At 68.9% G+C, this 19,750-nt stretch carries 23 protein-coding genes, 1 tRNA gene and 1 pseudogene; 9 read left to right on the top strand and 16 right to left on the bottom strand.

All coding sequences use genetic code 11. From position 1 onward, the window contains the following. Positions 1 to 46 precede the first annotated feature (46 nt). Complete coding sequence (locus BLP88_RS08195) at positions 47 to 1,840, bottom strand: glycoside hydrolase family 35 protein (RefSeq protein ID WP_074588434.1); 1,794 nt, start codon at positions 1,838 to 1,840, stop codon at positions 47 to 49. A gap of 49 nt (positions 1,841 to 1,889) precedes the next feature. Here BLP88_RS08195 and BLP88_RS08200 point away from each other — a divergent pair, with 49 nt between their 5' ends. Beyond that, positions 1,890 to 2,921, top strand: a complete 1,032-nt coding sequence (locus BLP88_RS08200) for a pirin family protein (protein WP_074588344.1) — start codon at positions 1,890 to 1,892, stop codon at positions 2,919 to 2,921. A 15-nt stretch (positions 2,922 to 2,936) separates the two neighbouring features. Here the strand turns inward: BLP88_RS08200 and BLP88_RS08205 are convergent, their stop codons facing one another. Together BLP88_RS08205 and BLP88_RS08210 are read right to left on the bottom strand one after the other, a co-directional pair. Beyond that, entirely contained in the window at positions 2,937 to 3,872 is a 936-nt protein-coding gene (locus BLP88_RS08205; RefSeq protein ID WP_074588435.1) for an N-acetylglucosamine kinase, read from the bottom strand. Between the two features lie 54 nt (positions 3,873 to 3,926). Continuing rightward, positions 3,927 to 4,919: a LysR family transcriptional regulator gene (locus BLP88_RS08210; protein WP_074588345.1), complete on the bottom strand. Its 993-nt coding sequence runs from the start codon at positions 4,917 to 4,919 to the stop codon at positions 3,927 to 3,929. Positions 4,920 to 5,011: 92 nt separating this feature from the next. Here BLP88_RS08210 and BLP88_RS08215 point away from each other — a divergent pair, with 92 nt between their 5' ends. Then, a complete protein-coding gene (locus tag BLP88_RS08215; RefSeq protein WP_074588346.1) occupies positions 5,012 to 6,250 on the top strand; it encodes an MFS transporter in 1,239 nt (412 codons plus the stop codon). 15 nt (positions 6,251 to 6,265) lie between these two features. Here BLP88_RS08215 and BLP88_RS08220 read toward each other — a convergent pair whose 3' ends face one another. Beyond that, the gene (locus BLP88_RS08220; RefSeq protein ID WP_074588348.1) at positions 6,266 to 7,453 is read right to left on the bottom strand and encodes a trans-sulfuration enzyme family protein; all 1,188 of its coding nucleotides are present in this window, start codon (positions 7,451 to 7,453) and stop codon (positions 6,266 to 6,268) included. Positions 7,454 to 7,560: 107 nt separating this feature from the next. Here BLP88_RS08220 and BLP88_RS08225 point away from each other — a divergent pair, with 107 nt between their 5' ends. Beyond that, positions 7,561 to 8,064: an Lrp/AsnC family transcriptional regulator gene (locus tag BLP88_RS08225; protein ID WP_074588349.1), complete on the top strand. Its 504-nt coding sequence runs from the start codon at positions 7,561 to 7,563 to the stop codon at positions 8,062 to 8,064. A gap of 73 nt (positions 8,065 to 8,137) precedes the next feature. Here the strand turns inward: BLP88_RS08225 and BLP88_RS08230 are convergent, their stop codons facing one another. The 3 genes from BLP88_RS08230 to BLP88_RS08240 form a co-directional block, all read right to left on the bottom strand. Then, positions 8,138 to 8,365 carry a hypothetical protein gene (locus BLP88_RS08230; RefSeq protein WP_074588350.1) on the bottom strand — a complete coding sequence of 76 codons (228 nt, stop codon included), beginning with the start codon at positions 8,363 to 8,365 and terminating at the stop codon, positions 8,138 to 8,140. Beyond that, complete coding sequence (locus tag BLP88_RS08235; protein WP_074588351.1) at positions 8,362 to 9,015, bottom strand: ArsR family transcriptional regulator; 654 nt, start codon at positions 9,013 to 9,015, stop codon at positions 8,362 to 8,364. The genes BLP88_RS08230 and BLP88_RS08235 overlap by 4 nt, the downstream gene beginning before the upstream one ends. A gap of 175 nt (positions 9,016 to 9,190) precedes the next feature. After that, positions 9,191 to 10,447, bottom strand: coding sequence for an MFS transporter (locus BLP88_RS08240; protein WP_074588353.1), 1,257 nt, complete (start codon positions 10,445 to 10,447; stop codon positions 9,191 to 9,193). Positions 10,448 to 10,620: 173 nt separating this feature from the next. On the opposite strand from BLP88_RS08240, the gene BLP88_RS08245 reads away from it, so the two are divergent. Genes BLP88_RS08245 through zapE form a run of 4 tightly spaced genes read left to right on the top strand, consistent with a single transcriptional unit; the run spans position 10,621 to position 12,966 of the window. Then, a complete protein-coding gene (locus BLP88_RS08245) occupies positions 10,621 to 11,145 on the top strand; it encodes an Lrp/AsnC family transcriptional regulator (protein WP_074588354.1) in 525 nt (174 codons plus the stop codon). A 9-nt stretch (positions 11,146 to 11,154) separates the two neighbouring features. Beyond that, a complete protein-coding gene (locus BLP88_RS08250) occupies positions 11,155 to 11,580 on the top strand; it encodes a DUF1761 domain-containing protein (protein ID WP_074588355.1) in 426 nt (141 codons plus the stop codon). A 16-nt stretch (positions 11,581 to 11,596) separates the two neighbouring features. Continuing rightward, complete coding sequence (locus BLP88_RS08255) at positions 11,597 to 11,791, top strand: CorA family divalent cation transporter (protein WP_074588356.1); 195 nt, start codon at positions 11,597 to 11,599, stop codon at positions 11,789 to 11,791. Beyond that, positions 11,788 to 12,966, top strand: coding sequence for a cell division protein ZapE (gene zapE, locus BLP88_RS08260; RefSeq protein ID WP_245679806.1), 1,179 nt, complete (start codon positions 11,788 to 11,790; stop codon positions 12,964 to 12,966). Before BLP88_RS08255 ends, zapE begins: the two co-directional genes overlap by 4 nt. Positions 12,967 to 12,976: 10 nt before the next feature. Here zapE and BLP88_RS08265 read toward each other — a convergent pair whose 3' ends face one another. The 9 genes and pseudogenes from BLP88_RS08265 to galU all read right to left on the bottom strand — a co-directional run bounded on the left by BLP88_RS08265 (position 12,977) and on the right by galU (position 18,490). Beyond that, positions 12,977 to 13,504 carry a ferritin gene (locus tag BLP88_RS08265; protein ID WP_074588358.1) on the bottom strand — a complete coding sequence of 176 codons (528 nt, stop codon included), beginning with the start codon at positions 13,502 to 13,504 and terminating at the stop codon, positions 12,977 to 12,979. 65 nt (positions 13,505 to 13,569) lie between these two features. Beyond that, positions 13,570 to 13,941: a fluoride efflux transporter CrcB gene (gene crcB / locus BLP88_RS08270; RefSeq protein WP_074588359.1), complete on the bottom strand. Its 372-nt coding sequence runs from the start codon at positions 13,939 to 13,941 to the stop codon at positions 13,570 to 13,572. Further along, on the bottom strand, positions 13,938 to 14,372 hold the full coding sequence (gene crcB, locus BLP88_RS08275) for a fluoride efflux transporter CrcB (RefSeq protein ID WP_074588360.1): 435 nt from the start codon (positions 14,370 to 14,372) through the stop codon (positions 13,938 to 13,940). The genes crcB (BLP88_RS08270) and crcB (BLP88_RS08275) overlap by 4 nt, the downstream gene beginning before the upstream one ends. After that, complete coding sequence (locus BLP88_RS08280; protein WP_074588362.1) at positions 14,369 to 14,866, bottom strand: universal stress protein; 498 nt, start codon at positions 14,864 to 14,866, stop codon at positions 14,369 to 14,371. The genes crcB (BLP88_RS08275) and BLP88_RS08280 overlap by 4 nt, the downstream gene beginning before the upstream one ends. Positions 14,867 to 14,998: 132 nt before the next feature. Then, positions 14,999 to 15,071 (bottom strand) — tRNA-Ala (locus tag BLP88_RS08285). A 46-nt stretch (positions 15,072 to 15,117) separates the two neighbouring features. Beyond that, positions 15,118 to 15,843, bottom strand: a pseudogene (locus BLP88_RS08290) (SDR family oxidoreductase); the annotation flags it as partial. A 92-nt stretch (positions 15,844 to 15,935) separates the two neighbouring features. Continuing rightward, positions 15,936 to 16,865, bottom strand: a complete 930-nt coding sequence (locus BLP88_RS08295) for a hypothetical protein (RefSeq protein WP_245679807.1) — start codon at positions 16,863 to 16,865, stop codon at positions 15,936 to 15,938. A gap of 92 nt (positions 16,866 to 16,957) precedes the next feature. After that, complete coding sequence (locus BLP88_RS08300) at positions 16,958 to 17,578, bottom strand: GNAT family N-acetyltransferase (RefSeq protein WP_074588366.1); 621 nt, start codon at positions 17,576 to 17,578, stop codon at positions 16,958 to 16,960. Between the two features lie 6 nt (positions 17,579 to 17,584). Continuing rightward, on the bottom strand, positions 17,585 to 18,490 hold the full coding sequence (gene galU / locus BLP88_RS08305) for a UTP--glucose-1-phosphate uridylyltransferase GalU (protein WP_074588367.1): 906 nt from the start codon (positions 18,488 to 18,490) through the stop codon (positions 17,585 to 17,587). Positions 18,491 to 18,611: 121 nt separating this feature from the next. Between galU and BLP88_RS08310 the strand changes: the two genes are divergently transcribed. Then, on the top strand, positions 18,612 to 19,214 hold the full coding sequence (locus BLP88_RS08310) for a 5-formyltetrahydrofolate cyclo-ligase (protein WP_074588368.1): 603 nt from the start codon (positions 18,612 to 18,614) through the stop codon (positions 19,212 to 19,214). Between the two features lie 177 nt (positions 19,215 to 19,391). Then, on the top strand, positions 19,392 to 19,664 hold the full coding sequence (locus BLP88_RS08315; RefSeq protein WP_074588370.1) for an FmdB family zinc ribbon protein: 273 nt from the start codon (positions 19,392 to 19,394) through the stop codon (positions 19,662 to 19,664). Positions 19,665 to 19,750: the final 86 nt, after the last annotated feature.

Consider the following 19,750-nt stretch of genomic DNA (forward strand, 5'->3'; position numbering starts at 1 on the left):
CCGCACGGTTGCCCGGGCGGCGCACCACGGCAGTCGGTGCGTTTTGTCAGGACAGGACCGCCGCCTCGATTTCGGACAAGTCCGCGGTGCCGAGGTCGGCGGCTTCCCGGAGTTCGACGACGGTTCCGGGCATGTCGAGTGCGAGGACCTTGATCGTGTTGCGGCCGGCGCGGACCAGGGGTGCCGGGACGTACAGAGTGCGCTGCGGGCCTGCTTCCCAGTAGCGGCCGAGCAGGAAGCCGTTGATCCAGAGGAATCCCTTGCCCGAATCCGGGAGGGCAACATAGGTGTCGGCGGGTTCGGCGGCGTCGAAGTCCACACCGGGCAGCGGGTCCAGTTCCGCGGCACCCCATTCCGCCAGTGGGACCGGCGTCTGGGTCCAGTGGAAGGTGTAGCGCTGGTTGACCAGCACGCCGCCCAGGATTCCCTTGCCTTGCCCCGTGAGGGGGCCGTAGTTGATCCGTCCCAGGTTCTCCACCAGGATCTCCAGCCGCGCGGGCTGTCCGGTGCCGGTGACCGTAAGGCCTTCGGCGCCCGTGGCGTCGTCGAGGATGCCGGCCAGGACGCCGTCCACCCAGACGTGGGCCCGGTCGTGCACGCCGGTGATCTTCAACTTCGCCTCAGCAGGTGCGTCCGGGCGGCCGGGAAGCACTGCCTCGGCCGAGTACAGCACCAGGCCGGAGTCCAGGCCCAGGTCCTCGAAAGACAGCGGTTTGACGCTGCGCACGGGGGTCCCGGAACCGCGCAGAACGGCCCGGAGGTCCGGTGCGGGTCCCAGGGGCAGCGTGGCTGCAGGGAGCACGGGCACCTCGGCCAACAGATCCGGATCCAGCACCGGCGCGGCGGTCCCCTGGGCCCGGAAGAATTCGGCGCGCAGGGCATGGAACTTCTCCGTCAGGGTGCCGTTTTCGGCGATCGGTGCGTCCGAGTCGTAGCTGGTGACGGTGGGCTGGAGTCGGGTGCCGTCGTGGTTGGCGCCGGAGCCGAGGCCGAAGTTACTGCCGCCGTGGGCCATGTAGATGCACACCGAACCGTCCAGGTCCAGGATCTTCCGGACTTCGGCAGCCGCCTCGGCCGCATCGCGCACGTGGTGTTCCTCGCCCCAGTGGTCGAACCAGCCGCCCCAGAACTCGACGTTGAAGAAGGGCTCGCCGGGCCGTCGGCGCTGCCAGGTGGCCACGGCCTCGTCGCCCCGGCTGCCGAGCGTCGCCGTCGCCCAGGTGCCTTCCACGGCGCCGCCGTCGAGGAAGTAGTCCGTGCCGCCGTCGGCGGTGAACAGCAGTTCGCTGATGCCGCGCTGTTCGAGGGCGTCGCGGTTCCAGCGGATGTAGTCGTGGTCGTCGCCGTAGCTGCCGTATTCGTTTTCGATCTGCACGGCCACCACGGGTCCGCCGTTGCAGGCCTGCCGGGAAGCGATGATGGGCAGGAGCTGGTCGAACCACTCTTCGACGGCTGCGGTGAACACGGGGTCCAGGCAGCGCAGGCCGATGCCCGGCGTGCCGGTGAGCCAGGCGGGGAAGCCGCCGTTGTCCCATTCGGCGCAGATGTACGGCCCGGGCCGTACGATGACGTCGAGCCCTTCTTCCGCGGCGAGGTCAATGAAGCGGCCCAGGTCCCGCCAGCCGGTGAAGTCCGGGGCCTGTCCGCGGTGCGGCTGGTGGAAGTTCCACGCGACGTAGGTGTCCACGGTGTTGGCGCCCATGGCCCTGAGCTTACGGAGCCTGTCCCGCCAGTGGTCGGGGTGGACCCGGAAGTAGTGGATGGCTCCGGCAAGGATGCGATAGCGTTCCCCCGAGCGGTAAAGGACGGCGTCACGGTAGCTCAAAACGGCGTTGTTCACGAAAACAGAATAGTACATTAATTAACAAATCAGCACATGGAGTTGTCTTGTGACCAACTTGGAAACGGCCCCGGCCCAAGAACTGTGTCCTGCCGGGCACCCCGGCCAGGGACCGTGCGTCCAGTTGTGGCCGGAGCGGGAAGTGCCGCTGGGCGGGGTCCGTGCCATGAATGTGTCGCGCACTCTTCCCCAGCGCGGCCTGCCGACCGTGGGCGCATGGTGTTTCCTGGACAGCTTCGGCCCGGACCGGGTGGCCATGAGCGTGCTGCCGCACCCGCACATCGGACTCCAGACGGTCACCTGGCCGCTGGAGGGCGAAGTGCGGCACCGTGACAGCGTGGGCAGCGAGGTGGTGGTACGCCCGGGCCAGTTGAACATCATGACGGCGGGCCGCGGCATTTCGCACTCCGAGTTCGCGGTGCTGCCGGGGCCGGACGCCGACGGCGTAGTGGAGGTTCCGCTGTCCCGCGGGCTGCAGCTGTGGGTGGCGCTGCCGGACGCCGAACGGCACCGGGCGCCGTCGTTCGAACAGGTGGTGGACCTGCCCTCCATCAACGGGGACGGTTACACGGCCAGGGTGCTGGTGGGCGAATTCGCCGGGCAGCGCTCCCCCGCCACCATGTTCAGCCCGATCGTCGGCGCGGAAATCAGCGCCGCGGGCGGGATCGGCTTTCCCCTGGATCCGGCGTTCGAGCACGCCATCCTGGTCCTGGATGGTTCGCTGACCGTGGACGGCCAGGAGATCGTTGCCGGGCCCCTGGCCTACCTGGGCTCCGGACGGGACTCGCTTGCAGCGACGGCCGCGCCGGACACCCGCTTCATGCTGCTCGGCGGTGAGCCCTTCGAAGAGGACATCCTCATGTGGTGGAACTTTGTGGGCCGCACCCACGAGGAAATCGAGGAAGCCCGCGAGGACTGGGAAGCGCAGGCCGGACTCGCCGACGCCGATGCCCGGGCAGCACGCTTCGGCCTGGTTGAGGGGCACGGGCCCGACGCCGGCGCCGAGGCCGGGCGCATCCCGGCCCCGCCGTTGCCGGGCGTGCGGCTCAAGCCGCGCACCCGCGGCGGGAAGCCGGAATAGGGACGCCGCAGGAAGTCAGCCGCGTTCGGCGATGATCTGCGGCACCCCGAACACGGGGTCCTGGTCCAGCACGCGCACGTCCGTCACGCCGTGGGCCGCGAGGCCGGCACGGAAGGCGGACTGCAGCGCGGCCACGTTCATGCCCAGCCCGCTGCCCAGGATGGCCGGCCCCGGAATTCCCAGCTGCCGCAGCACCTGAGCCGCGAGCTCGGCCAGGTCCCGGCCCGCCTGGTCCAGGAGTTGCTTGCTTACCTCCAGGCCCGCGTCAGCGGTCTGCACCACGACGGCGGCCCGCTGCGCCCAGTAGCGGCGACCGGTGTCCGTGGAGTGGAAGAGGGCGATGAGCTTGTTGGGGTCGTCCAGCCCACAGGATTCCAGCAGGGCAAGGGTGAGGGCGTCGGGTTCCAGGCCTTTGTTCATCCGGCGCAGGCTGTGGCGGACGGCTTCGCGCCCCAGCCAGTAGCCGCTCCCTTCGTCGCCCAGCAGATATCCCCAGCCGCCGGCGCGGGCTTCCTGCCCGGCTGCGTTCTTCCCCCAGGCCGCGGAGCCGGTGCCTGCAATGACGGCGACGCCGGTGCTCGTCCGCCCGGCGGCGAGCAGCAGGCGGGAGTCGTGGACCACCGAGACCGCGGCGCCCGGCACGTGCGGTTCGATAAGCGCGGCGAGCGCGCGGGCGTCGTCGTCGGTGTCAATGCCGCCGGCGCCGGCAAGCACTGTGTCCACCCGTCCGCCGCCGATCCTGCCGAACAGTTCGGCCAGGTTGGCGGACGCGGTCTCACGGCTGACGTTCTGCACATTGGCGCTGCCGACGGATTCGTCGCGGACTACTACCCCGTCTTCGAAGCGGACGCCGCGCGTCTTGGTGCCGCCGATGTCCAGGCCGATGACCACGCCGGGAATAGCCGGCAGTACGGCGCCGGAGCCTGACGGAGACTTCTCAGGATTTTCCACCTGCACAGCCTAGCGCGAGGAGCCCGGCGGAATGCCTGTGACGCAGCGGGGCCTTCAGCCCCGGCCCTTGATGAAACCGGCGAGCAACTCGGGCCCCTCGGCGAGGACCATTTCACGGAAGAGCCGGACCGGTTCGGCTTCGGCGCCCTGCCCACCGCTGCCTTTCCCGGCGCCCCTCCGCTCGCGCCAGGCAATGCCGATCTCCCGGTAGGCCAGCCGGGACTGGATGGCCACTTCCACCCACCCCAGCCCGGCCCCCTGGGGACCGTGGATTCCGGGCCCCAGTCCGCCCGGCGGGAGGATGCTGTAGCCCAGACCTGCGGACACCAGCCCGCGGGCGGTGTGGGTGTCCTGGCTTTCAAACGCGGTGCGGGGCCGGATGCCGGCGTCCCGGAAGATCGCATCCGTCAGGGAGCGCAGCCCGTATCCGGACCCCATCGCGACAAACGGCTCGTGCTTGAGCTCCTCAAGACGGAGTCGCTTCCGGCCGGCCGCAGGGTGCTGGTGGTGCAGGACCAACCGCAGCGGCTCGCGGTAGAGCGTTGCGGACGCGAGCTCCCGGCCGGGCGTGGCGACCGGCGCGGTCAACGCAATGTCGGCGTCGCCCGCCGCGAGTTCATCGAGGCAGGCTGCCCGGGCGCCCTGGCTCAGCTCAAAGGCGGTGAGCGGATGGCGTTCCCGGAATGCACCGATCAGCACGGGCAGGGTGGCCTCGCCGAAGGTGTGCTGGAAGCTCACCGCGATCCGGCCACGAACCGCGTCCTGTTCCTGCCGCACCAGGTCCAGGCCCCGGCGGAACTCGGCGAGCGCTGCGTCCACATGGGGCAGCAGCATCCGCGCGGCGGCGCTGAGCCGCACCCCGCGGCCGTCCCGGACCAACAGTTCGGCCCCGACGACGGCGCCCGCCCGGGCGAGCGCCCGGCTCACCGTCGACTGCGGCACCCCGAGGAGTTCGGCCGTCGCGGTGACGTGTTCGGTCCGCGCGAGCTCGGAGAGGATGGGCAGAAGGGGCAACAGTTGGACGAGCTGCTTGTGATCCGGATCCACGCGACACCCTCCACCGATGCGAATTTGCTATGGAAATTATCTCATTCATGCATTGGATACATCACTCACCGGCGGCATACCGTGGCAGGGTGATGACGCAAACGGCCCCGGACGCCACCGACGGACACCCCAAGGGCTCCCCCGGCTACCGGAGGATCCTCGCCGGACTGGCGATGGCCGGCGTCGCGACCTTCGCCCAGCTTTACTCCACCCAGGCGGTCCTGCCGCTGATGTCGAAGGAACTCGGCATCACCGCCGCGGACGCCGCGCTGAGCGTTTCCCTTGCCACGGCCGGCCTCGCAGCCTCGGTGCTGCCGTGGTCCTTCGTCGCCGACCGCATCGGACGGGTCCGCGCCATGGCGGTCGCTATCGGAGCGGCGACGGTCCTCGGCCTGCTGGTTCCGTTCGCTTCGGGGCTTCCCGTGCTGCTCGGACTGCGGGCGCTGGAGGGCGTGGCCCTCGGCGGCATTCCGGCGGTGGCCATCGCCTACCTCAACGAGGAAATCGGCAAGGCCCATGCGTCGCTCGCGGCCGGCAGCTACGTGGCCGGTACCACGCTGGGCGGACTGGCGGGCCGACTCCTGGCGGGCCCCCTCGGTGAGGTCTGGGGCTGGCGGGCAGGCACGCTCGCAGTGTCGGTTCTGGCCGCGGCATCCGCCGCCATGTTCCTGCTGCTGGTCCCAAAACCCCGCCGCTTCGCCCCCGCACCCGCCCAGGGACTGGGCGGGGCCGCCCGGATCCTGCTGGGCCACCTTCGCAACCCGCGCCTCCTGGCCATCTACCTGCAGGCGTTCGTGCTGATGGGCGGCTTCGTGGCTGTCTACAACTACCTGGGCTTCCGGCTGCATGCGGAACCGTTCGCCCTTCCGGCCTCGGTGGTCAGCCTGCTCTTCCTGGCCTATCTCTCGGGCACCGTGAGTTCCCGCTGGGGTGCTGCCCTGTCCCTGCGTTTCAGCCGGCGCAATGTGCTCCTGGCCGGGATCGGCTGCATGGCCGCGGGCATGGTCCTGACCCTGTGGGATTTCCTGCCCGCGGTGCTCGCGGGCCTGCTGCTCTTCACCGCCGGATTCTTCGCAGCCCACAGCATCGGGGCCGGGTGGAGCGGCACCATCCCGGCCGGCGCCAGGGCACAGGCCGCCTCGCTGTACAACCTCTTCTACTACCTGGGGTCGAGCGTCCTTGGCTGGCTGGGCGGGCTCCTCTTCCAGTCCGCGGGGTGGCCCGCCCTCGCCTGGGGCGTGATCGCCCTGGCGTGCACGACGGCGGCGGTCACCGCCGTCGTGCACCCTGCGGCCAGGCCCGTGCCCGCCGTCGTCGTTTCCGCTTCCTGAATCAGTCCCGCCCTGTCAGCGGGTCGTTTCGATGGCGTGCACCAGGTCCGCGATGAGGTCGGCCGGGTCTTCCAGGCCGACCGAGAGCCGGAGCATCCGCGCGTGCGGCTTCGCCTCGGGGGCCACGGGGCGGTGCGTGAGGCCGGCCGGGTGCTGGATCAGGGTGTCGATCCCGCCCAGGGACACCGCGTGGGTCATCAGCCGGACGGCCCCAGGGATCCGCTCGGCGTGCTCCGCGGAATTTACCTCGAAGGCGAGCAGCGAGCCCGGGCCGGACATCTGGCTGCCCACCAGGCCGAGCGGATCGCATTCCGGCAGCCCGGGGTAATGGACCTTGCCGACGAGTTCGTGGCCGGCGAGCGCCGAGGCGACCTTGTGGGCGTGGTCCTGCTGGGCCCGGACCCGCACGGGCAGCGTTGCCAGGCCGCGGTGCAGCAGGTACGCCGGCCACGGGGTGAGGATGCCGCCGGTGACCGCGCGCACCCTGCGCAGCCGCGCTGCCCATTCGGCATCCGTCGCCACCACGCCGCCCATGGCGTCTCCGTGCCCGCCAAGGAACTTCGTGGCGCTGTGCAGGACCATCGCCGCCCCGTGTTTGAGCGGCTGCTGGAGCACAGGGGTGGCGAAGGTATTGTCGACCAGCACGGGAACCCCGCCGGCGTCGGCGGCGAGCTTCTTCAGGTCCACGAGCTGGAGGTTGGGGTTCGCCGGCGTCTCCACCATCACCAGCGCCGTGTCCGGGCGGATGACGCCGCGGACCTCTTCGGGCCGGGCGAAGGTGGCCTCGGTGCCAAGCAGCCCGCTCGCCAGCACGTGGTCGGTGCCGCCGTACAAGGGACGGACCGCCACGACATGCCTCCGGCCCTCGGCCGCCGCGGCGAGCAGGACAGCGCTGAGGGCAGCCATTCCGGTGGCGAAGGCGACCGCTTCCTGAGCCGATTCGAGCGCAGCGACCCCTTGTTCAAAACGGGCCACGGTGGGGTTCCACAGGCGCTGGTAGACGGTGCTGTCACCCTCCCTGTGGGCCCCGCCGCCGGCCATTTGTTCGTAGGCAAGGCCACCGTCATGCACCGACGGGAGCGGCGCGGTGGTAGAAAGGTCGATGGGTACCGCGTGTACGCCTTGTCCGGTGAGTCCTGAGCGGCCGGCGTGGACGGCGAGGGTGTCGATCGTGGTCACTGTGCTCCTTGAATTATTCGCCATTGAATGGCGCCAGTATTGGCCAATAATTCGGAAGTTCACAAGGTAGATGAATGGATTGCCGCGAAAATGCCGGATATGATGAACTCATTGCATCTCCAGGAGGATCCGTGAGTACAACCCCGAAGAATGTTCGGCCCCTCGGCGTCAGCGAACCGCTGGACGCCATCGACGAGCGGATCCTGGCCGCCCTGGTGGAGGATGCACGGATCTCCAACAAGCAGCTCGCCGAACTCGTGGGCATCGCCCCGTCCACGGCGTTGATGCGCACCCGCGCGCTCTCCGAACGCGGCATCATCGAAGGCTTCGAAGCCGTGCTGAGCCTGCCGGCGATCGGGCGGTCGGTCCAGGCGCTGATCGCCGTGCGGCTGCGTGCGCACGACCGCGACCAGATCGACCGCTTCACCTCCCGGGTGCCCGCGCTGCCCGCGGTCATCTCCACCTTCCATACCTCGGGCTCGGTGGACTACCTGCTGCACATCGCCGTCGCGAACACCGACGAGCTGCGCGACTGGGTGCTGGACAACCTCGCCACCGATCCCGTCGTAGGACACACCGAGACCACGCTGGTCTTCGAGCACATCCAGGGCAACCACGGGCCGCTGCCGGCCTAGCGGCTCCCCGGAACGGTCCTCAGGAGCGGAACTGTCCTCAGGAGCGGGGCAGTCCTCAGGAGCGGAGCAGTCCTCAGGAGCGGGGCTCCAGCCCGGAGTGTGCGGCCCCGAGGGCGTTGGCACGCAATTCGCCGAGCCGCTCCCGGCGCGCGATGGCTGCGATGCGCTGCGTGCGCCCGCCTGCCGGGATGAAGCGGCGGTTTTCGGACCAGGACAGCAGCCTGGCACCAATCCCGGCCGCCGCTGATTCGATGATGGACGGCTGGCGGTAGACGCCGCATGAAGCGGTGGCTGAGCTCATGGCTTCTTCCCTTCACTGCTTTGTGATTCTTTGCTTGCGGCTTTGCCGGCCGATGCCGGGACGCCGAGGATGGGGAATGCGTTGAAGTGGATCTGGACCGGGCGGGCATCCTCCGCTTCGGGTTCACTGCGGATTTCCTCCAGCAGCTTGTGGCCGAGGGCCTCCATGGCGTGCGCAAAGCGGGCCAGCTGTTCTGCCGACATCCGCGCGTTCATGGTGCTGACAGTTGCGACCTGGAGCCAGTCGGCATCCAGGACGTCGAGTCCGTGCTCCATGAAGTCGGCGAGTACGGTTTGCCGGGTGCGTTCGAATTCCCGGCTCACGAGCCTTGAGGCCTCCTGCGTGGCCGGGGACGTGGCGAGCTCGGGCGAGGTGATCTGGATGGCTCCCGGAGGGCGCTCCCACCAGCGCTCCCGGGCCGTTCCTTTGCCTTCGACCTCGCGCACGAAGTCGAACTTGGCTAGTTGGCGCAAGTGGTAACTGGTGGCGCCGCTGGACTCGTTCAGCAGGTCCGCAAGGCCGCAGGCTGTCTGCGCACCGTAGCGGGAGAGCATCTCGAGGATCTGGACCCGCAGGGGGTGCGCGAGCGCCTTGAGTGACGCCGTATCGACTTTGCGGAGCGGGAACTCCGGCTCGCGGACTGTGACCATGGCTCAAGCATAAGCTTGCAAAGAAGTCTTTGCAATGGTTTCTTTGCAACTAGTTCTTTGCAAACAATCCTTTGTATCTTTGCGGGGCAGGAGCGGCGGGATCAGTGCGGCCGTGGGGCGCAGCGAAGCCGGGTTGCATTGCGCAGCAGTCACGGCTGCGCGGCGAACTCAGGGATCAGCGCGCAGCTTCGCCACGGGATGCCCGCATCGAAACCCGCACTGAAACCGCCGCCAGGCCCAGCGCCGCGGCGCCGCAGAGCACGGCGAACCCGGCGACGGCAGGCGCCAGTCCGAACGCGGTCGAGGCCAGGCCCAAGCCGATGACGGGCACGGCGCTGCCCAGGTAGGTGATGACGTACACGGTGCTGATGACTTGGGCGTGCCGGGCAGGATCCGCTTTGGTGGCGAGGTCGTTGAAGACGAGGCGGAATGCGCTGCCTTGGCCGACGCCGGCGGCGAGGCCAGTGGCGACCAGCAGTACCGGGTTGTGCCAGGCAGCGGCAGTAGCCATGAGCATGACGGCGGCACCCAGCACCGCCAGTCCGGCCGGCAGCAGCATCCTGCCCCGCAGCGGGAAGAGCTGGCTCAGGGCCGAGGCGCCCAGTGTGAGCCCGGCCAGCAGGCCCGCGAGGGGACGCGAGTCCGTGCCCACGACGGCGGAAAAGTAGCCCGGGCCCAGGGACAGGCAGAAACCGAACACCGCGAAGCTGAGGAAACCCACCGCGGCGGCCAGGATGAAGGCCCCCTTTGCTTCCCGGGAGACTGCGGGGCGCCTGGGCGCGAGCACCGCGTACGGGCGCGGGCCGGCGGAGGGCCTGATGGCAGGGCGGGCGTCCAGCAGCCAGAGCGGGACCAACAGGAGCAGCAGAACCGCGCAGTGCACCAGGAAAGGGGTGCTGAGCGGGCCGGGAAAGAGCGAGAGCAGTCCGCCGATGAACGGTCCGGCGGCCACTCCGCCGGAGGAGGCCAGGAGGGTGAAGCGGGAGGCCCATTCCGGGCGGGACGGCAGGAGCTCACGCAGCGCCGCGGAACTCGCGCCGGTGGCCAGGCCGACGGCGACGCCCTGCAAGGCCCTGCCCGCACACAGCATCCACAGGCTCCCGGCACCGGCAAAGACCAGGCTTCCGGCCAGGCCCAGCATAACGGCAAGCACCAGGGCGGCCCGGCGGCCGATATGGTCGGACCAATGCCCGGCCAGCATCAGCACGGCCACGAGGGCGAGGACATAGCTGGCGAACGCCACCGTGACGCCCAGCGGACCCAGCGCGAGCTGCACCTGAAGCAACGGGTACAGGGGCGTGGCCAGGTTCGCGCCGAGCAACAGGGTAAACATCACGACGCCGGCCAGCACGAGCCGTGCGGTGGTGGAGGCGTTCCAGCCGCGGCGGACAGCCGTGGCCGGGCGCATGCGCAGTTCATTGAAGACGGTCATCGTGGGGCCTTTGCCTTGGCGGGCGCGGGACGGCTGCCTTGTGGGCCCTGCCGCCACCGCCCGGATGTGGATGGCAACAGAATGCCGCAGAAGTGTCCGAAGGCTCAGGACTTGGTGGGAGAATTGAGCAGAATAGTCAATAGTTCCCCAGCAGACTGCGCCGGAGTGATGATTTGAACAATCTGGACCCCACGGACCTGAAGATCCTGCTCGAACTGCTTCGCGACCCGCGGATCCAGATCGGCGAACTCAGCGACGCCCTCGGCATCGCCCGCAACACCGCCCAGAGCCGGCTGCGGCGCCTGCTGCGCTCCGGCGTCCTGAACGACGGCGGCCGCGAGGTCGACCTCGAAAAGCTGGGGTACGACGTCGTCGGCTTCGTCACGCTCGAGGTGACCCACCGGGAACTGGACGGCGTCATCGGGGCGTTGCGCCTCATCCCGCAGATCCTGGAGGTCCACGAAATCTCCGGCCGTGGCGACCTGCTGTGCCGGGTGGTGGCCACGGACACGCACAGCCTCCAATCCGCGCTGCGCGCCATCCTGAAGGTCAAGGGCGTGATCCGCAGCGAGACTGTCCTGGCGCTGCACACCCACCTCGCCTACCGCAGCGCGCCGCTGATCGAACGGCTTGCCGGGGCCGCCGGAGCGGCGCCGGCCCGGCGGCCTACGCGGCCGGTTGCCAGCCTCGGGGACTAGGATGCGGCCATGGAATGGTTGTCACATATCCTGCACATCAACTGGCTGGCCGTGCTTCTCGCGTTCGTTTCCAGCCTGGTAATCGGCTTCCTCTGGTACATGCCCGCCGTCTTCGGGCGGAAATGGATGGAGGCCATCGCCCGGACCGAAAAGGAGCTGAAAGCGCTCGACGGCGGGGCCGCCGTTTGGGTTCCGATGGTCGCCGCGGCGGCACTCAGCAGCATCCTGCTGGCAGTGCTGTCCGGCGCGCTGGGCCTGGACACGCCGCTTGCCGCCGGCTTCTTCGCCTTCGTGGCGGCTGTGGTTTTCCGTGCGGGCGGGCATCTCATCCACAATGGTTTTGCCGGACGGGCCGCGGCGGTGACGCTGATCGATTCCGGCCACGACGTCCTGGCCCTGACGGTTGCCGGAGCCATCATAGGAGCCCTCCCCTAGGGCGGAAGGAACGCCCATGACCATCATCGACAACGCGTTCTCGTGGTCGGCCATCCTGTTCGCCCCGTTCTTTGTGGCCGGCGTGTGCGGCATGAACTTCGAATTCATGCCGGATCTGCAATGGCTCCTGGGCTACCCGATGGCGAGCCTCATGGTGTTCGGGGCGGCCCTGCTCATGTACGGGATCTTCAGGCGGAAGGGCTGGCTGTGACGCTTGCCCCGGCCGGGGTCCTGCTGATGGCGGGTATCGAAGCCGAAGCTGCTGCCGCGGGGTTCGCACTGGAGACCAGCCAGGCAGCCGCCGCCCGCCGACTCTGCGAGCTGGGGGCCGCCGTCGGGCACGCCCAAGGGACGCCGCTCCGCAGCTTTCCGCCAAGGCTTCGGCGCCGTGAAGCCCCCCGGAGCGTCTACTTGCATGGCCCGGTGGGGCGCGGCAAGAGCTGGGTGATGGACAGCTTCTACCGCCAGCTTCCCGGCCGCAAGCGGCGGGTCCACTTCCACGACTTCTTCCGCAAGCTGCACGCGGGCGTGCGCACTGCTGCCGTTTCCGGGTCCAACGGGACGGCCGTCCAGCAAGCCGTGGATTGGCTGCTCGCCGGCATCGACGTCCTGTGCTTCGACGAGTTCCACGTCCACGACGTGGGCGACGGAATGTTCATTGCCCGCCTGCTGCGGACCGCGGCCGAACGGCGGGTCCCTTTGGTGGTCACGTCGAACTATCCGCCGGAGCAGCTGTTGCCGAACCCCTTGTGGCACGATCATTTTGTGCCCACCATTGCGGTGATCAAGGAGATGATGGACATCGTGGAGATCAACGGGAGCACCGATTTCCGGCGCCATCCGGCCGTGCCCGGCAACGACGGCGGAGCGAAGGATGGATTCCGCCGTGGCCGGGTCATTAGCCCGGGAACGCCGCAGCAGCTCGGGGCTTTCGGCCTTTTCCCGCCGCCGCCCTCGGAGCGGCGCACCCTGGTGCCTACCACCCAGCCGCTGACCGTCAAGGCCGCCGGGGATGTGCTGTGGGTAGCTTTCGCGGAGCTGTGCGGCGGGCTGATGTCGACGGCGGACTACCTGGCGCTGTCGGCGGAGTACGGGGTGTGGGTGGTCGACGGCGTCCCCTCCCCCGGGCATGAATCCGCGGAGGGTTCGGCGGCGGCGTGGCAACGCTTCAGCAACGCGGTGGATGTCCTCTACGACGAGGACGTCACCCTGTTCCTCGTCGGCCGCGGCCCGCTCGACTGGGATGCGGGCGGCGGGCCCGGTTCGACCCTGCCCGTGGACATGGCGCGGATCGCCAGCAGGCTATCCCTGCTGGAGCGCGTTGTGCCCGCCGCCGGAACTCCAGACGACGAAGCCGCGGACTTCGAGGAAACCCGCGGCTCCTGACGCCGTCCTGTTACAGTGCCCCGCCGGCGGTGGGCGGCGCGCTGGAGTCCCGGCCGCCGTCGCCCACGTGTTCGCGGGCCACATAGTTCTCGATATCGAACAGGTTGTCCGCGCGTTCGGCGATATTGAGCAGGGTGGTCATGGACGCGACTTCTTCCACCTGTTCCTTCAGGAACCACAGCATGAACTGTTCACCAAGGGGATCGTTCTGTGTGCGTGCGGCGCGGAACAGTTCCTCGATGTTGGTGGTCACCTGCTTCTCCTGGGCCAGGGCCAAGGCGATCGGTTCCCGGACATTGGAGAAGTCGTTGCGGACCTCCTGGACGCCGGGGATGGTGATGGGCAGGTTCCGGTCCAGCATGTACTGGACCATCATCATGGCGTGGTTGCGTTCCTCCAGGGACTGCCGGTAGAAATGCGCCGCGAGCTGCGGCAGGTCTTCGCCGTCGAAATAGACCGCCACGGCGATGTATTGCTGGGACGCGGCAAACTCGTTGCCGATCTGTTCGGACAGGAGCTCATGGAATGTCTTGGCCATGGACCGATCCTAGTCCGCGTCCGCGGCGCCCACTAGCCGCGGGGACTTGGACGAAAGGGGCGGTGCTAGCCCCCGAGCGAACCGAGGGCGAAGCCGGCGGCGGCGGCGCCCACCCCGGCGGCCATCGTGCCCAGGGCGTTCAGCAGGGCCAGGCCGGTGCGGCCGGACTGCACCAGCCGCACGGTTTCGACGCTGGCCGTGCTGAAGGTGGTGTAGCCGCCGAGGAAGCCCGTGCCAAGGATGGCCTGGAGTGGGGACGGGACGTGGTGGCGCATGACGAGCCCGGCGAGCAAGCCGAGCAGCAGCGAACCCGACACGTTGATCACGATGGTCCCCCAAGGAAGCGCGGTCCGGAACCGTGCCCGGACCAGTCCGTCCACCAGGAACCGCGCCGCCGCCCCTGCCCCGCCGGCAAGGGCGAGCAGCAGCACGGTCACAGCACACCCTCGGGGCCGGTTCCCCGGACCCGCTGCCGATTGCCCAGGGCGATGCCCAGGAACGTCGCCAGGGTTCCTCCGAGCAGGGACCCGGCGAGGTAGCCGAACGCGTCGCCGGTGCGGCCGGCGTCTAACAGCTGCACGGTTTCCAAGCTGAAGGTGCTGTAGGTGGTGAACGCTCCGAGGAATCCGGTGCCGGCCGTGAGCCTGATGAGGCGGCGGGTTCCGGCGTCGGGACCCCGCCGGGCGAGGGATTCGAGCAGCCAGCCGAGCGCGAAGGCGCCGGAGACATTGATCAGCAGGGTGGGCAGCGGCCACTGTCCCGGTGACGGGACGGCGAGGCCGACGGCGTAGCGTGCCAAGGCTCCCACGACTCCCCCGGCGGCCACCAGTGCGAGGTACCGCGGGTGCAGGTGAAGGGGCCGGCTCATGCGGTTCCGCTCCGGCCGTGCGTTACCGCGGCAGGCGGGACGACCAGGACGGGGGCGCCGGCATGCCGCGCAAGCCGCTCCGCGAGCGATCCCCCGGTCAGGGCAGCAAAATGCCGGCCCGGACCGTGCTCCGTGCTGCCGACCACGATGGTGGAGGCGTCGACCGCTGCCGCGTGGCGCGCCAGTTCGCGGACGGGATCGCCGGCGAGGACCACAAACGACCATGCGACGCCGGAGCCCGCCAACCGTGCGGCGGCCTGGTCCCGGAGCGCGGCGGCGATGTCCTCGGCGTCGTCGTCCACGCCGTCGGGGTCGATCGGCTGCCGCGAGCGGTCGAGGGTGGGGTCCACGTAGGCAACGACCAGCGGCGCACCGGTGCCCAGGGCGAGGCCGGCGGCCCGCTGCAGCACTTCTCCGGGCTGGCCGGGAACGACGCCGGCCAGGACGGGCCCGGCAAGGCCGGGGTCCGGGGAATTCGGTGGTGAAGCCGTCACTGCTGCCCTCCGGATCGATGTGCTGAACTATGACGATCCTAGACGCAGGCCACGGCGCAGCCGGGGAACGAAAACAAGAAGGCCCTCCGACTCCACGTTGCCGCGGGCTGGAAGGCCTTCCAATGAAGACTGTGGAGCTAAGGAGATTCGAACTCCTGACCTCTTCGATGCGAACGAAGCGCTCTACCAACTGAGCTATAGCCCCCTGGGCGGCGGTTCCGGGTGCCCGGTCCGTGCCAGTGCATCCTACGCTACAAAGTATCGGGCCGCTTTGCCAACCAGGACTCGAACGTCTCCGTTCCGTGTCGTTCCTCCGGGGCAAGGTTGAGGCCCTCCCTGAGGTAGGCACCCATGGCTCCCGGCAGCGGGAACTCCAGGATGATGCCCTTCCGCCCGGTGATGCGGCGCCAGCTTTCGGCGAGCTCCCGCATCGTGCGGACCTCCGGTCCGGCGATGGTCACTGTGCGGTGCCGCTGACCGGGCGAGCCCTCATCGGGCGCCAAGGCTTGGGCCAGCAGGGAGGTGGCGACGTCGCCGGGAGAGATGGTCTGGAAGGACGCTCCCTTGATAACGGGCAGCACTCCCACCTTCGAACCGGCCGCGAACACAGACGCGAGGAGGCTGTGGAACTGCGTGGCACGCACCGTGACTGTGTCCAGCCCGGAGGCCGCGTACACCCTTTCCTTCGCGGCCTTGGAAGCGTAGAAGGCGGCGGTGCTCGCATCGCAGTTGATGATCGACAAGGAAACCGCACGCCGGACTCCCCCCGCCGCGGCCGCTGCGAGGAGGCGTGCCCCGGCGTCGGCGTATTGTTTGCGGGCTGCGCCGGTGCGCCCCTCAAGGCAGTCGATCACGACGTCGGCGCCGTGCAACGCCTCTGCCAGCCCCTCACCCGTGGTGGCGTCCGCGCGGACGTGCCTCACGCCGTCGGGCGCCCCAACAGGCGGGTTGCGGCTGAACGCGGTGACAGCATGGCCCTGGGCGGCCGCAAGGCGGGCGAGCAGCCGGCCGACCTGCCCCGTGCCGCCCGCGATGCACAACGCCGTCATGTCAGCACAACGCCGTCATGTCAGGCGCGGCGGCGCTGCAGGACGTCGTCCAGGTTGCCCAGGGCGTTGGTCCTGCCCGCTGCGGGAGCCTTGCCGAACGGTGTCTGGGCGGCGGGCAACGCGGGCGCTGCAGCGGAGTTCTTCAGGATCGGCTTGCCGACGGGCTTCGGCTGGGCCGGGAGGTCCAACGGTTCGGGGGCGGGGCGGCTGGCCTTCGCCGCGTCCACGTACACGGGCTTGGGCACTTCCACGGGCTGCCATCGGGCGCCCGAGAGGGCACCGGGAGCGGCGGTGTCGCCGGCGGCTTCGGCCACCTTCAGGGCGGCCTGGCGGAGCTCGACGGCGGTCAGCCGGGCGGCTTCGCGGCTGTGGGCTTCGGCGTCGAACACCGCGGTGTCGCGCGGCTCCGCGGGAACCCTCGCCGGGGCGTCCTTTCGGACGGGGGCCATCGCCGAACGGAAGGCCGCCTCCATTTTTGCCCGCCGGTCCCGCACGGCCAGCCGGCGCAGCACAACGATGGTTCCGGCGGCGCCGAGCAGGGAAAACACGGGAAGCCAGGACGGGGCCAGGATGAAGAGACGGAGCACACCGGACACGACGGCGGTGAGCAGCAGGAGCAGGCCGGCCAGGGCCAACGCGCAGCGCCCGTATCTGGGCTTGAACGCCGGTTCCCGTACGGCAGCGCCCAGGTGCCCGGCGTCGCCGGTTCCGGTGCTCGGTGCGGGTTCGGTGCTCTGCATCGTCTCCATCGCTTTCTCCTGCTGGGGGGCCGCTTTCACACCCGTCACGGCCTGCAGCCGGGGCGTTTCCGGGGCCTCGTCGTCCACGGGAACCACCACGGCCGGAAGAAGCTGGGCCCTGTGGTTCCGCAGTACGTATGGCGCAACCCAAACAATCCACAGCGCAACAGTGACAACAAGGATCACTGAGCTGCTGAGAGGGAAGTCCACACTCAAAACCGTAGAAGGAAACACAGGGGCGCCGCCGCATTAGGCGCGGTGTGTCGCACCACTGGCATCAAATGAATGGATTAGGTGCCCGCTCAGTTCTCCCGGGTGCGCAGCCAGGCGCTGAGCAGGCCTTCGGGAACTTCTTCCGCGGTCAGCGCGAAGCTGCGGTGGTCCGCCCATTGGCCGTTGATGTGGAGGTAGCGTTCCCGGTAACCCTCGTCCCGGAATCCCAGCTTCTCAACCACCCGCAGGCTCGCCCGGTTCTCGGGGCGGATGTTGATCTCCATGCGGTGCAGTCCCAAGTGCCGGAAGCAGTGGTCCGTAGCCATCGCCACCGCGGTGGGGGCGATTCCCTTGCCCGCCCGGTCCCGGTCCACCCAGTAGCCAAGGGTTGCCATCATGGCCGAACCCCAGATGATCGAGGACACGGTCAACTGCCCCACGATCCTGGGCTCCCGGAACCCGGGAATGCGTTCCGTGATGACGAAGGGCAGGGCGGAGGCCTGGCGGGCCTGGGAATTCAGGGATGCCACCATCTGCCGGTAGTTCGGCAGCGCTCCGCCTGGCGCCGGGTTCGAGGCTTCCCACGGTGCCAGCCATTCACTGTTGCGTGACCGGACCTCGGTCCACTCATTCTTGTCCCGGTACCGGATGGGGCGAAGCAGCAGGTCGCCGCTTTCCAGAGTCACCGGCCAGATGGCCGAACCCCACACGGGAGGTTACTTGCCAAGCCGGGAGGCGAATCCCGGAAGCCAGTCACGCAGGCCGGGGCCGAGGTCGTCGCTGTCGCAGGCCAGTTCGACACACGCCTTGAGGTAGCTCAGCTTGTCGCCGGTGTCGTAGCGGCGGCCGCGGAACACGACGCCGTAGACGCCGCTGCCTTCGCCGTCGCTTTCCGCGAGGACCTGGAGGGCATCGGTCAGCTGGATTTCGCCACCGCGGCCGGGTTCGGTCTTTTCGAGCACTTCGAACACCGCGGGGTGCAGCACGTAGCGTCCGATCACGGCAAGGTTGGAGGGCGCCTCGCCCACGGCGGGCTTTTCCACGAGTCCCTTGACCCGGACGAAGCCGTCTTCCCCGAAGGGTTCGACGTCGGCGCAGCCGTAAGCGCTGATCTGTGAGGGTTCGACCTCAATCAGTGCCACGACGGACCCGCCCGTGCGGGCCTGGAGATCGATCATGTCGCTCAGCAGGGAGTCCTGGGCGTTGATGAGGTCATCACCGAGGAGCACGGCGAAGGGCTCGTCGCCCACGTGCTGCTTGGCCCGCAACACTGCGTGGCCCAGGCCCTTGGGGTCTCCCTGGCGGACGTAGTGGATGTCACCGAGGTTGCTGGCCGCCTGGATCGATTCCAGCTTGGCGGTATCTCCCTTGGCTTCCAGGGTGGCTTCCAGCGCCGGCACGCGGTCGAAGTGGTCTTCGAGGGCACGCTTGTTGCGGCCGGTGATCATCAGGACGTCGTGGAGGCCGACGTTGACGGCTTCTTCGACGACGTATTGGATTGCCGGCTTGTCGACGACAGGCAGCATCTCCTTGGGCATCGCCTTGGTGGCGGGCAGGAACCTGGTGCCGAGCCCGGCAACGGGAATGACGGCCTTGCGGACGGTGCAGTTATTGGAAGTCACCGCTCTAATCTAACGGAATGCGTCACACAATGGGCAACAACCGTCGTGCACCGGTGCGCCATAATCGGTGCCAGAGACGGTTTATTTGCTTCGGGGAATCCGGGACGGGAATTGGATGGCGATGACTTTGAAGGATGAAATCCGTGCCGGGCACCGGGCACGCCGCAGGGCACTGAGCGACTCGCAACTCGAGGAGGCCGGGCAGGGCATTGCCCGGCACGGGATGGCGTGGGCCGCCGCGCTTCCGGGCGGGGCTTCAAAGACGTTCGCGGTCTATCTGGGGGTGGGCCGGGAGCCGCGGACCATGCCGTTGATGGAGGCGCTCCATGACGCCGGGCACCGCGTGCTCCTTCCCGTGTGCGAGGACGACCGCCAGCTCAGCTGGGTGGAATGGACCCCGCGTACGGTCTTCCACCGTTCGCGTTTCGCGCCGATCGATGAGCCCGACGGCGAGAGGCTGGACAGCTCGGCGGTGGCCGGAGCGGACGGCATCTTCCTCCCCGCGACGGCGGTGGACGGCAGCGGCAGCCGGATCGGCCAGGGCGGCGGGTATTACGACCGCCTGCTGGCGTGGCTGGACGCGGCAGGACAGCGCCCGCCCGCCGTCGCCGTCGTCTATGCCGAGGAGGTCCTTCCCGCCGGGACCATTCCGGCCGAGCCGTTCGACAGGCCGGTTGCCGGTGTTCTGACCCCCGACGGCGAGATTCGCTTCGCGGGGTCCTGAACCGGACGCCATTCTGCGGTGCGGACGCCCGCTGCCGGTGTTGGCCGCGCCACAAACACTGGTTGTCCCGGCAGCGGTCGATGATAGAATTGGCACTCAGGCCCTGGGACTGCTAAGGAACCACGAAGGTTCCGGACGCGGACAGGACCTGATGTTTGTCCCTGAGGAGGATCACCAGTGCCCACATACGCTTATGCCTGCAAGGACTGCAGCCACGCCTTCGACATCGTTCAGGCTTTCTCGGACAGCTCCCTGACCGAGTGCCCGGAGTGCCAGGGTTCCCTGCGCAAGAAGTTCAACAGTGTGGGCGTGGTCTTCAAGGGCTCGGGCTTCTACCGCACCGATTCCCGCGATTCCAAGGGCAGCACTGTTTCCGCCGCGCCCTCGGCACCGTCCGCCCCTGCCGCCTCTGCGGCACCGGCGCCGGCTCCTGCCGCCGCGGCCAGTTAGGCTGTTCCGCTCCCGGTTCCGGGGTCATCCGTTTTTCCACATAGGAATCTTGTCCACATGGCGTGATGCCTGTGTTCTGCAGCCGT

This window comes from Arthrobacter cupressi, from assembly GCF_900099975.1.
GTDB classification, from domain to species: Bacteria; Actinomycetota; Actinomycetes; order Actinomycetales; family Micrococcaceae; genus Arthrobacter; species Arthrobacter cupressi.